We start from the raw sequence: 14272 nt of genomic DNA, 5'->3' as shown, positions 1-14272 counted from the left end.
GCAATCCACACCGAACCCGGAAGGCCCTCACTCGTTCAAGATCCCCAGACGGTGATCACTGTCACCGCACCCAACCTCCGTGGACAGAACATCTAGGGCTCACGGCGAGCCAGTACGGCCTCATGTCGAGCGCGTTCTTCTGGCTCTTCGCCGCCGGGGCTGTGATCCTCGCGGTGTTCTTCCGGCGGATCGGCTGGCGCTGGTCAGCAGCCGGGCTGATGCTCGCCTGGGTCGCGAGCATGACGCCGCTGACCGTGCCCACCACGGTGACCGTGGTGATCGCCTCCCGGATGGTGCTCGGCTTCTTCGAGGGGCCCGCGCACGCGCTGTGCCAGTCGGTCGTCGCCGACCGCTTCCCGGCCGAGCGGCGTGCCTTCGCGGGAGCTGTGGTCAATTCCGGGTCCTCGGTGGGTCCGCTCGTGGCCACACCCGTCCTCACCTGGGTCCTGGTGACGTGGACCTGGCACGCGGCGTTCGCCGTGCTGACCGTCGCGGGTCTGGTGTGGACGATGGTCTGGCTGCTGGTGACGCGCCGCGAGCCCGGCGTGGCCGCGCAAGACCGGGCCGCGGACGTACCCGACCCCAACGCCGACATCGAGGTCCCCCTCACCGCGCTTCTGCGCACCGGCAGTTTCTGGGGCCTTGCCCTCCTCTCCTTCGCCGGGTACCTGATCTCCTCGCTCAAGGTTTCCTGGCTGCCGTCCTTCCTCCATGACGGCATGGGCTACTCCCGTGAGACCGTCGGCCTGCTCGCCACGCTTCCGTACGGCCTTGCGATCGTGGTGCTGCTGGGGGCGGGCCTGGTGTCGGGGCGGATGCTGCGCGCCGGCCGTTCGGCGCGGGCCGCGCGGGGGCTGCTGACCATGGGCTGCCTCTGCTTCGCGGGCCTTGCCATGATCGCCTTTACTCAAATATCCCCGGGTGGTCTGCAGTTGGCTCTGGTCGTCGCTGCGTTCTCCATCAACAGCGTGGCCTTCTCCGTCGCATTCGCGGGCGCCGCCGACTTCCTGCCCCGCAGGCACCGGCCCGGGTTCTTCGGCTGCATCATCGCCGTCTACAGCGTCGCCGGGATCGTCGCTCCCTGGCTGCTCGGCGTGATCGTGGACGCCGCCGACACCGCCTCCCAGGGGTACGCGCACGGGTTCCTGGTCGTCGGCATCACCATCTGCGTCTTCGCCGTCGCCGGCGGGCTGCTGCTCGACCCGGCACGCTCACGTGCGGTGCTGCTCGACGAGACCGCGCGCCGCCGCTCCGCCCCCGCGGAGGCCACCCGGTGAACGAGCCCCTGAACGGTCTGCGCGTCATCGACTTCGGGCAGTACATCGCCGCTCCCGGCGCCGGACAGAACCTGGCCGACCTCGGCGCCGACGTCATCAAGGTGGAACCGCCCACCGGTGACCAGGCGCGCGGCATCGGTCACTTCGGGACCGCCATGGTCCGCGCCAACAACCGCGGCAAGCGCAGCATCGCAGTCGACCTGCGCACCCCCGCGGGGCAGGCGATCGTGCGGGATCTTCTCGCTTCCGCCGACGTGCTCCTGCACAACTTCCGCCACGGCGTCAGCGAACGTCTCGGGCTCGGCCCCGAGTCGCTGCTCGGCCGGCATCCCCGGCTCGTCTACGGCTTCGTCACCGGGTTCGGCACACGCGGCCCGTCCGCGTACCGCGTCGGCCTGGACATCGCGGCGCAGGCCGAGTTCGCCGTCATGGACCTGACGGGCGCGGCCGACGGCGATCCGCAGCGGGTGGGATTCCCCGTCGCCGACGTGCTCGCCGCCCAGGCGCTCACCTCCGGAGTGCTCGCCGCGCTCGTGCGCCGTGCGGCCACCGGGCGGGGCGGGATCGTGGAGACCTCGCTCATGGAGGCCGTGGTGCACGCGCAGGCGGCGACCTGGGCCGAGTACGAACTCAGTGGCGACGTGCCCCGGCGGCGCGGCAATGGACAGGCCCTCGCCGCACCCGCCGCTGATCTGGTCCGCACCCGGGACGGCGGGGCGCTCGTCGTCTCCGCGTACACACCGTCGAAGTTCGCCGCGCTGTGCCGGGCCATCGACCGCCCCGAACTCGCCGACGACCCTCGTTTCGCGTCCAATCAGGCCCGCGTCGCCCACCGTCAGGAGCTGCTCGACATGCTGCACGCGACGCTCGGCCGTCTCGACCGCGACGAGGCGCTCGCCCTGCTGCGCACGGCGGGCATCGTGTGCGGGTCCGTACGCCGCTTCGACGAGGTCGTCGACGACCCCGACGTACGGGCCTCCGGCCTGATCGCCCGGTGCGGGGACGGCGGCACCGCACCCACCACCCCGTTCTCCCTGGACGGCCGCCGGTCCGCGATCACCCCGCCCGCACCCGAGGTGGGTGAGCACACCCACGCCGTCCTGGCCGAACTCGGCCGCACCGAAGCGCAGATCACCGCCCTGGCCGCGAACGGCACCGTCGTCGGCCCCTTCACCCCTCACAAGGAGACAGCAGCATCATGATCGACCCTGAGGTCCACGGCCTCGACTTCGACGCGTACCTGAAGCGGGTGGCCGCTCTCACCGACGACGTCCTCATCCCCGCCGAACACGAGATGGTGGAGGCGGGCACGGTGCCCGGCCATGTGCTCGACGCCCTCGCCCGCGACGGCCTGTTCGCGATCTCCATCCCCCGCCGACTGGGCGGCCTGGAATGGTCGATGACCCAACAGGTGCTGCTCACGCTGGAGTTCACCCGAGCGTCCTGCGTCTACCGGTCCCGGTTCTCCACCGTGATCGGCTTGTGCTCCCAGGCGATCCTCGACCACGGCACCGACGCGCAGCGCGAGTCCCGGTTGCCGAGGATGGCGGCCGGCGAGCACGTCACCGCGTTCGCGCTGACCGAGCCGGGCGCCGGATCCGACGCTGCCTCGCTGGCCACCACCGCCCGCCGCAGCGGTGACGGCTGGGTCATCGACGGGCACAAGCGGTACATCACCAACGCCCACTGGGCGGACGAGCTGATCGTGTTCGCCCGGACCGGCGAGGTGTCGGAAGGTGCCGCCGGGGTCTCCGCGTTCCTCGTCCCGCACGCCACCGACGGTGTGACGACACGGCTGCCGTCCCGGATGAACGGGCACGCCGAGGCGCCCGTCGCCGAGATCGACCTGACCGAGGTGCGGGTCGGCGACGACGCGCTGCTCGGCGGGGCGACGGGCACCGGGTTCGCGGCCGCGCTGCGCGGCATCAACCACGCCCGCCTGCACGTCGCCGCGACCTGTGTCGGCCAGGCCACCCGCATGCTGGAGGAGACCGCGCGTCATCTCGGCGCCCGTGAACAGTTCGGGGCCCCGCTCGCCGAAATCGGCGCCGTTCAGGGCGATCTCGGCCGCTGCTACGCCGACCTGGAGGCGGCCCGCTCCCTCACCATGGACGCGGCCCGCGCCTTCGACACCGGGTCGGTGCCCCGCCACCGCATCGCCGCGGCCAAGCTCTTCGCCTCGGAGGCTGCGGGCCGCATCGCCGACCGGTGCGTTCAGCTCCTGGGTGGCGAGGGCATCGTCGGCGACCATCCCGTCCCGCGCATGTGGCGCGACGTACGGGCGCTGCGGATCTACGAAGGGTCGTCCCCGGTGCACGAGCGCAACCTCGGCCGGGCCGTGAACCGGCAGGTGGGACGGGACGGCACCCTGCCCGACACGTACCGTGTCACCCGTGGGCCGGCCCCTGGCGCATAGCCCGCCGGGGCCGGCCGTCGAGCGGGAGCTACCGGGAGGCAGGATGGAACTGAGGCAGCTGGAACACTTCTTGGCCGTGGTCGACCACGGCGGCCTCGGCCGCGCGGCCGAGCGCCTGTATCTGTCACAGCCCACTGTCTCCGCCTCGATCAAGGCGCTGGAGCGGACGCTGAAGGTCGAGCTGTTCCACCGCACCGCGCGGCGGCTGGCCCCCACGTCGGCGGGGCGGCAGCTGGTTCCGCTGGCCCGGCGGGTCCTGGACGACGTGGTCGCCGTGCAGGACGCGATGCGCGGCGCCCGCGAGGCCGACGGCGGCGTCCTCACGGTGATGTGCACGCCCGACATGTCGGCGGAAGCGGTCGCCTCCTGGGCGGGTGGCTTCACCCGGCGCTATCCGGCGGTCAGCCTCGACATCAGCGAGGTCGGCTCGCGCCACGAACTGGTCGCGGCGGTCGCCGACGGCCACGCCGAGCTCGGCTTCACCCTCGCCCTCGATGAGCTCCGCGCCGACCTGGCCTTCGTCGAACTCGGGGTCCAGCGACTCCTATTGGTCCGCCCGCCGGGCCACCCGGCACGGGTCGACCGCCTTCCCCTGACCGACCTCGGTGACCTGCCGCTCGCCCGCCGTCAGGTCACCCGCAACGAGGAGGACGCGGTCCACGCGGCGCTGACCGCGCACGGGGTGACGGCCACGACCGGCGCCACGGTGCCCAGCCGCGGCGCCCAGCTGGCCTTCGTGCTGCGCTCCGGCTTCCAGGCCTTCCTGCCGCTGCGCATGTGCGCCGCCGCACGCGACGCCGGCGCCCATGTCGTCGAGACGGAGCCGCTGATCGAATCACCGTTCGGCGTGGTGCACCGCGCGGGCCCGCTCGCCCCGGCCGCCCAGCACTTCGTGTCCGACGTGAACCACGCCCTGCGCGGCTGGTACGACGCGATCTCGGCGCACGCGGCGGCCGGCCTCGGCCTGGTCGACGCCGTGGTGGCGGCGCGGGACAGGGCACAGGGGCCGACCGGACCGGGTTCGTCCCGACGAAGCCCGGCAGGACCGCGTTGACGCGGAGTTGCGGGCCTTGAGCTCGGCCGCCGCGGTCTTCGTCAGGTTGACCACGGCCGCCACCCTCTTCTCCTGACCTTCGATCAAGATCAAGTTGGCCGGTAGACCACGAGGTGGGTCAGTTCTGATCCGCCGCCAGAGGGTCACGATTCACCCGTCGCCGACACCCGGGACTCTTCTGGGACTTCCAGCCCCGTCAACCGGCACGGGCGTGAAGGAGCCGATAGGTCATTCGCGCAGGTCAGCGGCTACCACATGCCCATCACGGCAGGTCACGGCGCTCGCTGGCCCCTTCCGGCACATCTGAGGGCCTGCGGAAGCGGCACCGTCGCACCCCTCCTGCCTCCTGGCGCATGCAGGTGAGGCGGGTGGGGTGCGGCGGCGCGCTCCGGCGCGGTGTCACTCCCGCAAGGTGTAGCCGCCGTCCACGCGTACGGCGGTGATGCCGCTGATGTGCCGCGCGCCGCAGCGGTCCTGCGGGAGCACGAGTTGCGGCCCCGCGCGGTCCAGCGGGGTGTCGTCGATGGTGACCGCGAGCAGCACCCGGGCCCGTCCGAAGTCGGGATCGATCTCCGCCCAGGACAGCAGTGCGTGGTGGCCGTCCGCGCCGGACACCGCGATCAGGAAGCGCAGGCGGTCCTTGCGGCGGGCCGGGTCGAAGCGGGGCCCGGCGCCCAGGAGCACGTCGTGCAGCAGCGGACCGGTGAAGCGGTGGTGCCGGACGCCGCTGGTGGCGCACTCGAAGCTGACGTCGGCCTCGTGCTGCCGCCAGGCGAGCAGGTCGGGCACCGTCAGCCGTGCCGGGTGGCCCAGATCGCCGGTGAGGGCGAGTTCCGGCACCGGTCCCGTGGTCGTACCGGCAGTTGCGAGGGACTGACTCACGGACTACCACCTCCCGGTTGACCGGTACCCAGGCCCAGGTACCGTACAAACGCACATACCAGCCACGGCAAGCGTTGTACGGACTCATGCGAAGCGACAGGAGACTTTTCCCTCGCATCTGCGGCATTATCATCAGCGCACGCACACCTACCGGATCGGGCCCGTCTCGCAGGGTGTTCCGGCGGTTGCCGTGATCAAGTCGGCCGACGTGGTCGTCGGGAGACCGTGGACGGTCCGCCAGGACCACAGGTGATGTGTCCGTCAGGACAAGAGGGAGCAGACCCGTGATGACCCGTACCGCACGCCGGACCCGCCGGACGCTTCAGGTGGCCGGTGCAGGTGTTGCCGCGCTGCTGGCCCTGAGCGCCTGTTCCTCGTCCGACGATTCCTCGTCGACGGCGTCGGACTCCTCCGCATCCGGCTCCTCGGACCGGCTGTCCGGCACGGTGACCGTGTTCGCCGCCGCCTCCCTCAAGGAGTCCTTCACGGCCCTGGGCGAGGAGTTCGAGGAGCAGCACCCCGGTACGAAGGTGACGTTCAGCTTCGGGGGCAGCGACTCCCTCGCCGCGAGCATCACCGGCGGCGCCCCGGCCGACGTCTTCGCCTCGGCCAGCCCCAAGACGATGAAGATCGTCACCGATGCCGGGGACGCCTCCGGCACGCCCGCCACCTTCGTCCGCAACCAGCTGGAGATCGCCACGCTCCCGGGCAACCCCGAAGGGATCTCCTCCCTGAAGGACCTCACCCGGTCCGGCCTCAAGGTGGTCCTGTGCGACAAGGAGGTGCCCTGTGGCGCCGCCGCCCAGAAGGCCATCGACGCCGCCGGTCTCGAGCTCACGCCCGTCTCGTACGAGCAGGACGTCAAGTCCGCCCTGACCAAGGTCGAGCTGAAGGAGGCCGACGCGGCCGTCGTGTACAGGACCGATGTGCACGCGGCGGGTGACAAGGTGGAGGGCGTGGACTTCCCCGAGTCGGCGAACGCCATCAACGACTACCCGATCGTCCAGCTCAAGGACACGCAGAACACCGAGGCCGCCAAGGCGTTCATCGCCTTGGTGCAGTCCTCCGCGGGCCAGAAGGTCCTGACCGGGGCCGGGTTCCTGAAGCCGTGACGGATCTCGGCAAGTCCGGCGCCGCGACCGGCCCCCGCCGGGGCGGGCCGCGGCGTCGGCGTGTCCGAACGGGCGTCGGCCGGGGTGTTCCGCTGCCCCTTCTGGTCCCCGCGCTGATCGGCCTGGCGTTCCTGATCGTGCCGCTGGTCGCGCTGCTGGTACGGGCCCCGTGGACCAGCATGCCCGAGCTGCTGACCAGTGCCGAGGTATGGCAGGCGCTCCGGCTTTCCCTGGTCTGCGCCACGGCCGCCACCGCGGTGAGTCTGGTCATCGGTGTGCCGCTGGCCTGGCTGCTGGCCCGTGTCGAGTTCCCCGGGCGCGGCCTCGTACGGGCGCTTGTCACCCTGCCGCTCGTCCTGCCACCCGTGGTCGGCGGTGTGGCTCTGCTGATGGCACTCGGGCGCAACGGCATCGTCGGGAAGACGCTGGACGACTGGTTCGGGATCACCCTGCCGTTCACCACGGCGGGGGTCGTGATCGCGGAGGCGTTCGTCGCGATGCCGTTCCTCGTCATCAGCGTCGAGGGCACTCTGCGCGCCGCCGATCCGCGCTTCGAGGAGGCTGCCGCCACACTCGGCGCCTCCCGCTTCACCGCGTTCCGCCGGGTCACGCTGCCGCTGATCGCGCCGGGCATCGCTGCCGGCGCCGTCCTGGCCTGGGCCCGCGCCCTGGGCGAGTTCGGCGCGACGATCACCTTCGCCGGCAACTTCCCGGGCCGTACCCAGACCATGCCGCTGGCCGTGTACCTGGCGCTGCAGAGCGACCCGGAGGCGGCCATCGCCCTCAGCCTGGTCCTGCTCGCCGTGTCCATCGCGGTGCTGGCCGGCCTGCGCGACCGTTGGATGACAACAGGATGACCACCGCCGAGCCCCCCGCCCGAACCCCACGCGCCGATACGCCCCAGGAGGGCCTCGACGCCCGTCTCGTCGTCGAGCGCGGCACCTTCCGCCTCGATGTGGCGCTGGCCGTCGCGCCCGGCGAGGTCGTCGCCCTGCTCGGCCCCAACGGCGCCGGCAAGACCACGGCCCTGCGCGCCCTCGCCGGCCTGACGCCACTCACCGACGGCCATCTGCGTCTGGACGGAGCGGCGTTGGAACGTACGCCGCCGGAGTCCCGCCCCGTCGGCGTCGTCTTCCAGGACTACCTGCTGTTCCCCCACCTCACCGCCCTGGACAACGTGGCCTTCGGACCACGCTGCCACGGGGCGGCCAAGGCCGCGGCCCGTGGCGAGGCCAAGGAGTGGCTCGGCCGCCTCGGTCTCGCGGACCGCGTCGACGTCAAGCCACGCAACCTGTCCGGCGGGCAGGCCCAGCGTGTCGCCCTGGCCCGCGCACTGGCGACCCGGCCGCGCCTGTTGCTCCTGGACGAGCCGCTGGCGGCGCTGGATGCCCGCACCCGCCTGGAGGTCCGGTCGCAACTCCGGCGGCATCTGGCCGAGTTCGAAGCCGTCGCCGTCCTGGTCACGCACGATCCGCTGGACGCGATGGTCCTGGCGGACCGTCTGGTCGTGGTCGAGGACGGCCGGGTCGTCCAGGAGGGCGCGCCGTCCCACATCGCCCGTCATCCCCGTACGGACTACATCGCCCGTCTGGTCGGCCTGAACCTCTACCGGGGCTCGGCCGACGGCCACACCGTCCGCCTCGACGACGGCCCTGCCGCCACCACCACGGAGGCCCTGTCCGGTCCGGTCTTCGTGGCCTTCCCGCCGAGCGCCGTCACCCTCCACCGCGACCGCCCCGCGGGCTCCAGCGCCCGCAACCTCTGGCAGTGCGAGATCGCGGGTCTGGAGACCCACGGCGACCAGATCCGCGCCGACCTCACCGGAGAGCTGCGTCTCACCGCGGACCTGACCACGGCCTCCGCCGCCGAACTCGACCTGCACCCGGGCGCGGGCGTCTGGGCGACGGTGAAGGCGGCGCAGACCCACGCCTACCCGGTCTGAGGCCGACGCGCACCCGCGGGGAGCAGGGCGGGAACGGGGCCTGGGGCGCGTGGAGTCGGCGAGCGGCCAGGCTCTATGCTCCAGCGGGCGGGACAGGCACGGCACATATGTCGAACCCGTCCGTCACAGCCGGGTGACTCCGCTCCGTGACAGGCACCCGACGAACGACCTGGAGGTTGACCGGTGATCACTCTGACCGCAGTTGGAGGAGTGGCACTGATCGAACTGGGCATGGCGCTGACTCCGGGACCGAACATGATCCACCTCGCCTCCCGGGCGATCACCCAGGGCCGCAGGGCGGGCCTGATCAGCCTCGGCGGCACCGCTGTGGGGTTCGTGTGCTATCTGCTGGCCGCGGCCGCGGGCCTGTCCGCGTTGTTCGCCGCCGTGCCGGTGGCGTACACGGTGATCAAGCTCGCCGGGGCCGCCTACCTGGCCTACCTCGCCTGGAGCATGCTCAAGCCGGGCGGCCGCTCGCCCTTCGACCCGGCCGGGGATCTGCCTCCGGTCTCCGACGCCCGCCTGTTCTCGATGGGGCTGCTGACCAACCTGCTCAACCCCAAGATCGCCCTTCTGTACGCCGCCCTGCTGCCCCAGTTCCTGGACCCGCGGGGAGGTCCGGCGTGGGGACAACTGCTCCAGCTCGGTGGGGTGCAGATCATCGTGGGCATCTCCGTGAACGGTCTGATCATGCTGGGCGCCGCGCGGATTTCGGGGTTCCTGGCCACCCGGCCCCGCGCCATGAAGGCCCAACGGCTCACGTCGGGCGGCCTGCTCGGCGTCTTCGCGTTGCGCACCGCGCTGTCCCGCACCGCAGCTTCCGCCTGAGCCGGGTCGGCATGCACGGTCCGCCGGCTCCCGTTCCGCAATGTGAGCCGCGGTCCCCAGGGGTACGGCCCACCCTCTAGTGCCGCGGCGGGGCAGACGTTGCCTGCCGGGGCACTAGTCTGGCCCGTGCAGCTGGTTCGCCCTGTCCGCCAGGCAGACGCGTCGTAAGAGGGAACCCGGTGGAAATCCGGGACTGCCCCGCAGCGGTGAGTGGGAACGACCGCCGTCATACGCACTGGATCCGACCGGGTCCGGGAAGCGACGGCCAGTAGGTGTCCGCCTTCGGCGGACCTGCCCGCGAGTCCGAAGACCTGCCCGTTGCCCGCACGCGCCCCCCTTGCGTGCGGATATCCCGGTGACCTCGTGGGCGGGTCGGCGTACATACCGCACGGAAGCGCGCGCCGACGGCGCACGGGATCCGTCCGGTTCGTCACACCTTCGCGTCCATGTCCCGGCCCGGGATGTTCAGGAGTCGACTCGCGAAGGAGAGTTACATGACCACCGAACCCGCAGCCGCGGCAGCACGAGCCACCGTGTACGGCTATCCCCGCCAGGGCCCCGACCGGGAGCTGAAGAAGGCGGTCGAGGGGTACTGGAAGGGCCGGGTCACCGCCGACGCCCTCCGGGCGACCGCGGCCGGTCTGCGCCGGTCCAGCTGGAAGCGGCTGGCGGATGCCGGCGTCCACGAGGTTCCGACCGGCGACTTCTCGTACTACGACCATGTCCTGGACACCAGCGTCATGGTGGGCGCCGTTCCGCAGCGGCACCGGGCGGCCGCCGGGTCCGACCCGCTCGACGGGTATTTCGCGATGGCCCGCGGCACGCAGGACGTCGCTCCGCTCGAGATGACCAAGTGGTTCGACACCAACTACCACTACCTCGTCCCCGAACTCGGACCCGACACCGTCTTCACCACCGACTCCACCAAGCAGGTCACCGAGCTGACGGAAGCCCTCGCGCTCGGGCACACGGCCCGGCCGGTCCTCGTCGGTCCCGTCACGTATCTGCTGCTGGCCAAGCCCGCCCCCGGGGTGGCGGCCGGCTTCGAGCCGCTCACGCTCCTGGACCGGCTGCTGCCCGTCTACGCCGAGGTGCTCGCCGACCTGCGCGCCGCCGGAGCCGAGTGGGTCCAGCTGGACGAACCGGCCCTGGTCCAGGACAGGACGCCGGGTGAGCTGGACGCCACCGCCCGCGCCTACCGTGAGCTCGGCGGCCTGACCGACCGGCCCCGGCTCCTCGTCGCTTCCTACTTCGACCGGCTCGGCGAAGCGCTCCCCGTCCTGGCGAACGCCCCGGTCGAGGGCCTGGCCATGGACTTCACCGGCGCCGCGGCCGCCAATCTCCACGCGCTGGCCTCGGTGGGCGGAATCCCCGGCAAGCGGCTCGTCGCCGGGGTGGTCAACGGCCGCAACATCTGGATCAACGACTACGAGAAGTCCCTGGCCACCCTGGGCACGCTCCTCGGCCTCGCCGACCGCGTCGACGTGTCCGCCTCCTGCTCCCTCCTGCATGTACCGGTCGACGCCGCGGCGGAGCGGGACATCGACCCCCAGATCCTTCGATGGCTCGCCTTCGCCACCCAGAAGACCGCCGAGATCGTCACGCTGGCCAGGGCGCTGACCCGGGGCACCGCCGCCATCACCGCGGAGCTCGCCGTCAACCGGGCCGACCTGGCCTCCCGTGCGAACTCCCCGATCACCCGCGACCCTGCCGTACGGGCCAGGACCGCGGCCGTCACCGGCTCCGACGGCCGCCGCTCCCTGCCGTACGAGGAGCGTGCTGCCGCTCAGCGGGCCCGTCTGGGGCTGCCGTTGCTGCCGACGACCACCATCGGTTCGTTCCCGCAGACCACCGAGCTGCGCACGGCCCGCGCCGACCTGCGCAGGGGGCGGATCGGCACGGCCGGCTACGAGGAGCGGATCAGGGCCGAGATCGGCGAGGTCATCGCCTTCCAGGAGAGGACCGGCATCGACGTCCTGGTGCACGGTGAGCCCGAACGCAACGACATGGTCCAGTACTTCGCCGAGCAGCTGACCGGATATCTCGCCACCCGGCATGGCTGGGTCCAGTCCTACGGCACCCGCTACGTCCGGCCGCCGGTCCTCGCGGGCGACATCTCCAGGACCGGACCGATGACGGTGCGCTGGACCTCGTACGCCCAGTCGCTCACCGACCGGCCGGTCAAGGGCATGCTGACGGGGCCCGTCACCATGCTGGCCTGGTCGTTCGTCCGGGACGACCAGCCGCTCGGCGTCACCGCACGGCAGGTCGCCCTGGCGTTGCGGGACGAGGTCGACGACCTGGAGGCAGGCGGCACTTCGGTCATCCAGGTGGACGAACCCGCTCTGCGCGAGACGCTGCCCCTGCGCGCCGAGGACCGCTCCGCCTACCTGGAATGGGCCACCGAGTCGTTCCGTCTCACGACCTGCGGTGTGCGGGCGGAGACCCAGATCCACACCCACATGTGCTACGCGGAGTTCGGCGACATCGTCCAGGCCATCATCGACCTGGACGCCGATGTCATCAGCCTGGAGGCCGCCCGCTCCCACATGCAGGTCGCCCGGGAGCTCGCCTCGCACGGCTACCCGCGCGAGGCCGGGCCCGGCGTGTACGACATCCACTCCCCCCGTGTGCCCGACGCGGACGAGGTCGCCGCGCTGCTCCGCCTGGGACTGGAGGCGATTCCCGCCGCCCGTCTGTGGGTCAATCCCGACTGCGGTCTGAAGACCCGTGGCTGGCCCGAGACCAGGACGTCGCTGGAGAACCTGGTCGCGGCCGCCCGCACGGTCCGCGGTGAGTTGACCACCTCCTGACCGAGGAACACCTGAGGGCCGGGGCGGCCGACAGCGCCCCGGCCCCGGCGTGGCCGGCGGCGGATCGCCGACTGCTCCGTGGGGTGGCTCAGGGGTTCACAGTCCGATGTCGCGGCCGTTGATGTCGGCGAGGGACTCGCGGCGTATCAGCAGGCGGGCGCGGCCCTCGTGGACGGCGGCCACGGGCGGACGGCCGACCGCGTTGTAACTGGACGCCATCGAGAGGTGGTAGGCGCCCGCGACCGGGATGGCCACCAGGTCGCCCGGGTGGATGTCGCCCGGCAGCGGAGCGTCGGCGGCGAGCACGTCGCCCGCCTCGCAGTGCCGGCCCACGACGGTCGCCTTGCGGGTTTCGGCCGTCGAGCGGCGGCCGATGAGGCGGGGCGCGTAGCGGGCGCCGTACAGCGCGGGCCGCGGATTGTCGCTCATTCCGCCGTCCACGGCCACGAAGACGTGGTCGCCGGTCCGCTTGACGGCGAGCACCCGGTAGAGCGCCACGCCCGCGGGCCCCACGAGCGCGCGGCCGGGCTCGACGGTGAGCCGGGGTGCGGGGATTTTGGCGGCGGCGCAGCTCGTGGCCAGTTCGCGGCGGATGCGGTCGCCGAGGGACGGGATGTCGAGGGGTTCCTCGCCCGGCCGGTAGGCGACCGCGTGCCCGCCACCCATGTCCAGCTCGGGCAGCACGACTCCGTGCTGCCGGTGGACCTGGGCCAGCAGTCCGACCATGCGTCGCAGCGCGGTCAGATAGGGCTTGACCGTGGTGATCTGTGAGCCGATGTGGCAGTGGAGTCCGACCAGTTCCAGGCGGGGTTGGCCGAGGATCCGGTCGATGGCGTGCTGGGCGCTGCCGTCGGTGAGGGAGAGCCCGAACTTCTGGTCGTCCGTGCCGGTACGGATCGCGGCGTGGCCGCCCGCGCTGATGCCCGGGACCACCCGCACCAGCACTTTCTGGCGGGTCCCGTCGGGGACGAGCGCGGACAGCCGGGCGATCTCCCAGGCGCTGTCGATGACGATCCTTCCGACGCCCAGACGCAGAGCGGCGCTCAGGTCGGCAGGGCTCTTGGCGTTGCCGTGCAGCACGATGCGGGCGGGCGGAAAGCCGTTGGAGACGGCGAACTCCAGCTCACCGGCCGAGCAGACGTCCAGGCCGAGCCCCTCCTCGCGTACCCAGCGCAGCAGGGCGCGGCAGAGGAAGGCCTTCGCCGCGTAGACGACGTCGGTGTCAGGGAAGGCCCGCAGATACGTGCGGCAGCGTTCCCGCACCTCGCCCTCGTCGAGGAGGTAGACCGGGGTCCCGAACCGCTCGGCGGCCTCGGCGAGCGAGACGCCTCCCACCGCGACATCGCCGCGGGAGGAGAGGCGTGCGGAAGCCGGCCAGACGGAGAGGGCCGCGGTGTTGCCCGGCGGCACCGGGACCGCGTGCGGCATCGCCGGTACCGATGTCGGAACGGACAGGGCGGGCAGTGCGGTGTTCATGGTGTTCCCCCTTCCGGTCATGAGAGCGATGCGGACAGCGACGGTGTGCCGGTCGCCCGTGGCGCGTCGACCGGGCGCGGGTCCCGCGCGGGACGGTGGTTGCGCTGCGGCGGGCCCGCCGTACGGTCGCCGGCTCCGGGGGCGGTCATCAGTGGGTCGACGGTGAGGTCGACGACGCCCAGGGGCGCGACGAGCGCGCGGACCGCCGGTTCGGAAAGCCTGATCCAGGCCTGCTGCCGCCCGAGGGTGCGGGTCAGTCGTGGCTCGTCGGTGAAGGCGACTGCGGTACGGACACCGAGAGGCGTACGGAAGAGGCGCGCGCAGTAGCCCACTGGCCCCGGCCGGACCGGAACGAACAGCGCTCCGGCCCGGTGCGCATGAAGGGGGTCGGGGTCCTCGGCGCACTGACGGTCGTTCATGACGCTCCTCGTGAGACTGGGGGACGGGGGGACGGGTGGGACGCCCGGGCTCC

General features: G+C 72.1%; 12 protein-coding genes and 1 riboswitch. Of the genes, 9 read left to right on the top strand and 3 right to left on the bottom strand.

Going from position 1 to position 14272, the window contains the following annotated elements; genetic code table 11:
* The 4 genes from JGS39_RS28990 to JGS39_RS28975 form a co-directional block, all read left to right on the top strand.
* Positions 1-1277: MFS transporter (locus JGS39_RS28990; RefSeq protein ID WP_219572583.1), on the top strand; the 1277-nt coding region annotated here is incomplete at its 5' end.
* Positions 1274-2479, top strand: a complete 1206-nt coding sequence (locus tag JGS39_RS28985) for a CaiB/BaiF CoA transferase family protein (protein ID WP_219572581.1) — start codon at positions 1274-1276, stop codon at positions 2477-2479. The genes JGS39_RS28990 and JGS39_RS28985, both read left to right, overlap by 4 nt.
* Positions 2476-3693, top strand: coding sequence for an acyl-CoA dehydrogenase family protein (locus tag JGS39_RS28980; RefSeq protein WP_219572579.1), 1218 nt, complete (start codon positions 2476-2478; stop codon positions 3691-3693). Before JGS39_RS28985 ends, JGS39_RS28980 begins: the two co-directional genes overlap by 4 nt.
* Positions 3694-3736: 43 nt before the next feature.
* Entirely contained in the window at positions 3737-4747 is a 1011-nt protein-coding gene (locus JGS39_RS28975) for a LysR family transcriptional regulator (protein WP_219572577.1), read from the top strand.
* Between the two features lie 399 nt (positions 4748-5146).
* Here JGS39_RS28975 and JGS39_RS28970 read toward each other — a convergent pair whose 3' ends face one another.
* Positions 5147-5629, bottom strand: coding sequence for a molybdopterin-dependent oxidoreductase (locus tag JGS39_RS28970; protein ID WP_219572575.1), 483 nt, complete (start codon positions 5627-5629; stop codon positions 5147-5149).
* 287 nt (positions 5630-5916) lie between these two features.
* Between JGS39_RS28970 and modA the strand changes: the two genes are divergently transcribed.
* The 5 genes from modA (at position 5917) to metE (ending at position 12324) form a co-directional block, all read left to right on the top strand.
* Positions 5917-6741, top strand: a complete 825-nt coding sequence (gene modA / locus JGS39_RS28965; RefSeq protein WP_219572573.1) for a molybdate ABC transporter substrate-binding protein — start codon at positions 5917-5919, stop codon at positions 6739-6741.
* Positions 6738-7598, top strand: a complete 861-nt coding sequence (modB, locus tag JGS39_RS28960) for a molybdate ABC transporter permease subunit (RefSeq protein ID WP_219572571.1) — start codon at positions 6738-6740, stop codon at positions 7596-7598. The genes modA and modB overlap by 4 nt, the downstream gene beginning before the upstream one ends.
* Complete coding sequence (locus JGS39_RS28955) at positions 7595-8683, top strand: ABC transporter ATP-binding protein (protein ID WP_219572569.1); 1089 nt, start codon at positions 7595-7597, stop codon at positions 8681-8683. Before modB ends, JGS39_RS28955 begins: the two co-directional genes overlap by 4 nt.
* Positions 8684-8866: 183 nt before the next feature.
* Positions 8867-9511 (top strand): LysE family translocator, encoded by a 645-nt coding sequence (locus JGS39_RS28950; RefSeq protein WP_219572567.1) that lies wholly within the window; start codon positions 8867-8869, stop codon positions 9509-9511.
* A 116-nt stretch (positions 9512-9627) separates the two neighbouring features.
* Positions 9628-9844, top strand: a riboswitch (cobalamin riboswitch).
* A 161-nt stretch (positions 9845-10005) separates the two neighbouring features.
* A complete protein-coding gene (gene metE / locus JGS39_RS28945; protein ID WP_219572565.1) occupies positions 10006-12324 on the top strand; it encodes a 5-methyltetrahydropteroyltriglutamate--homocysteine S-methyltransferase in 2319 nt (772 codons plus the stop codon).
* Between the two features lie 96 nt (positions 12325-12420).
* On the opposite strand, the gene lysA is transcribed toward metE, so the two are convergent.
* Both lysA and JGS39_RS28935 read right to left on the bottom strand, forming a co-directional pair.
* The gene (gene lysA, locus JGS39_RS28940) at positions 12421-13752 is read right to left on the bottom strand and encodes a diaminopimelate decarboxylase (RefSeq protein WP_219572585.1); all 1332 of its coding nucleotides are present in this window, start codon (positions 13750-13752) and stop codon (positions 12421-12423) included.
* 65 nt (positions 13753-13817) lie between these two features.
* Positions 13818-14219, bottom strand: a complete 402-nt coding sequence (locus JGS39_RS28935) for an SAV_915 family protein (RefSeq protein WP_219572563.1) — start codon at positions 14217-14219, stop codon at positions 13818-13820.
* Positions 14220-14272: the final 53 nt, after the last annotated feature.

This window comes from Streptomyces poriferorum, assembly GCF_019399235.1.
GTDB classification, from domain to species: domain Bacteria; phylum Actinomycetota; class Actinomycetes; order Streptomycetales; family Streptomycetaceae; genus Streptomyces; species Streptomyces poriferorum.
This window is presented reverse-complemented; position numbering and strand designations above follow the sequence as displayed.

Coding starts and splice junctions, on each gene's coding strand:
- modA (WP_219572573.1), top strand. CDS start 5,917: ATGACCCGTACCGCACGCCGGACCCGCCGGACGCTTCAGGTGGCCGGT.
- JGS39_RS28980 (WP_219572579.1), top strand. CDS start 2,476: ATGATCGACCCTGAGGTCCACGGCCTCGACTTCGACGCGTACCTGAAG.
- metE (WP_219572565.1), top strand. CDS start 10,006: ATGACCACCGAACCCGCAGCCGCGGCAGCACGAGCCACCGTGTACGGC.
- JGS39_RS28935 (WP_219572563.1), bottom strand. CDS start 14,219: ATGAACGACCGTCAGTGCGCCGAGGACCCCGACCCCCTTCATGCGCAC.
- JGS39_RS28975 (WP_219572577.1), top strand. CDS start 3,737: ATGGAACTGAGGCAGCTGGAACACTTCTTGGCCGTGGTCGACCACGGC.
- lysA (WP_219572585.1), bottom strand. CDS start 13,752: ATGCCGCACGCGGTCCCGGTGCCGCCGGGCAACACCGCGGCCCTCTCC.
- JGS39_RS28955 (WP_219572569.1), top strand. CDS start 7,595: ATGACCACCGCCGAGCCCCCCGCCCGAACCCCACGCGCCGATACGCCC.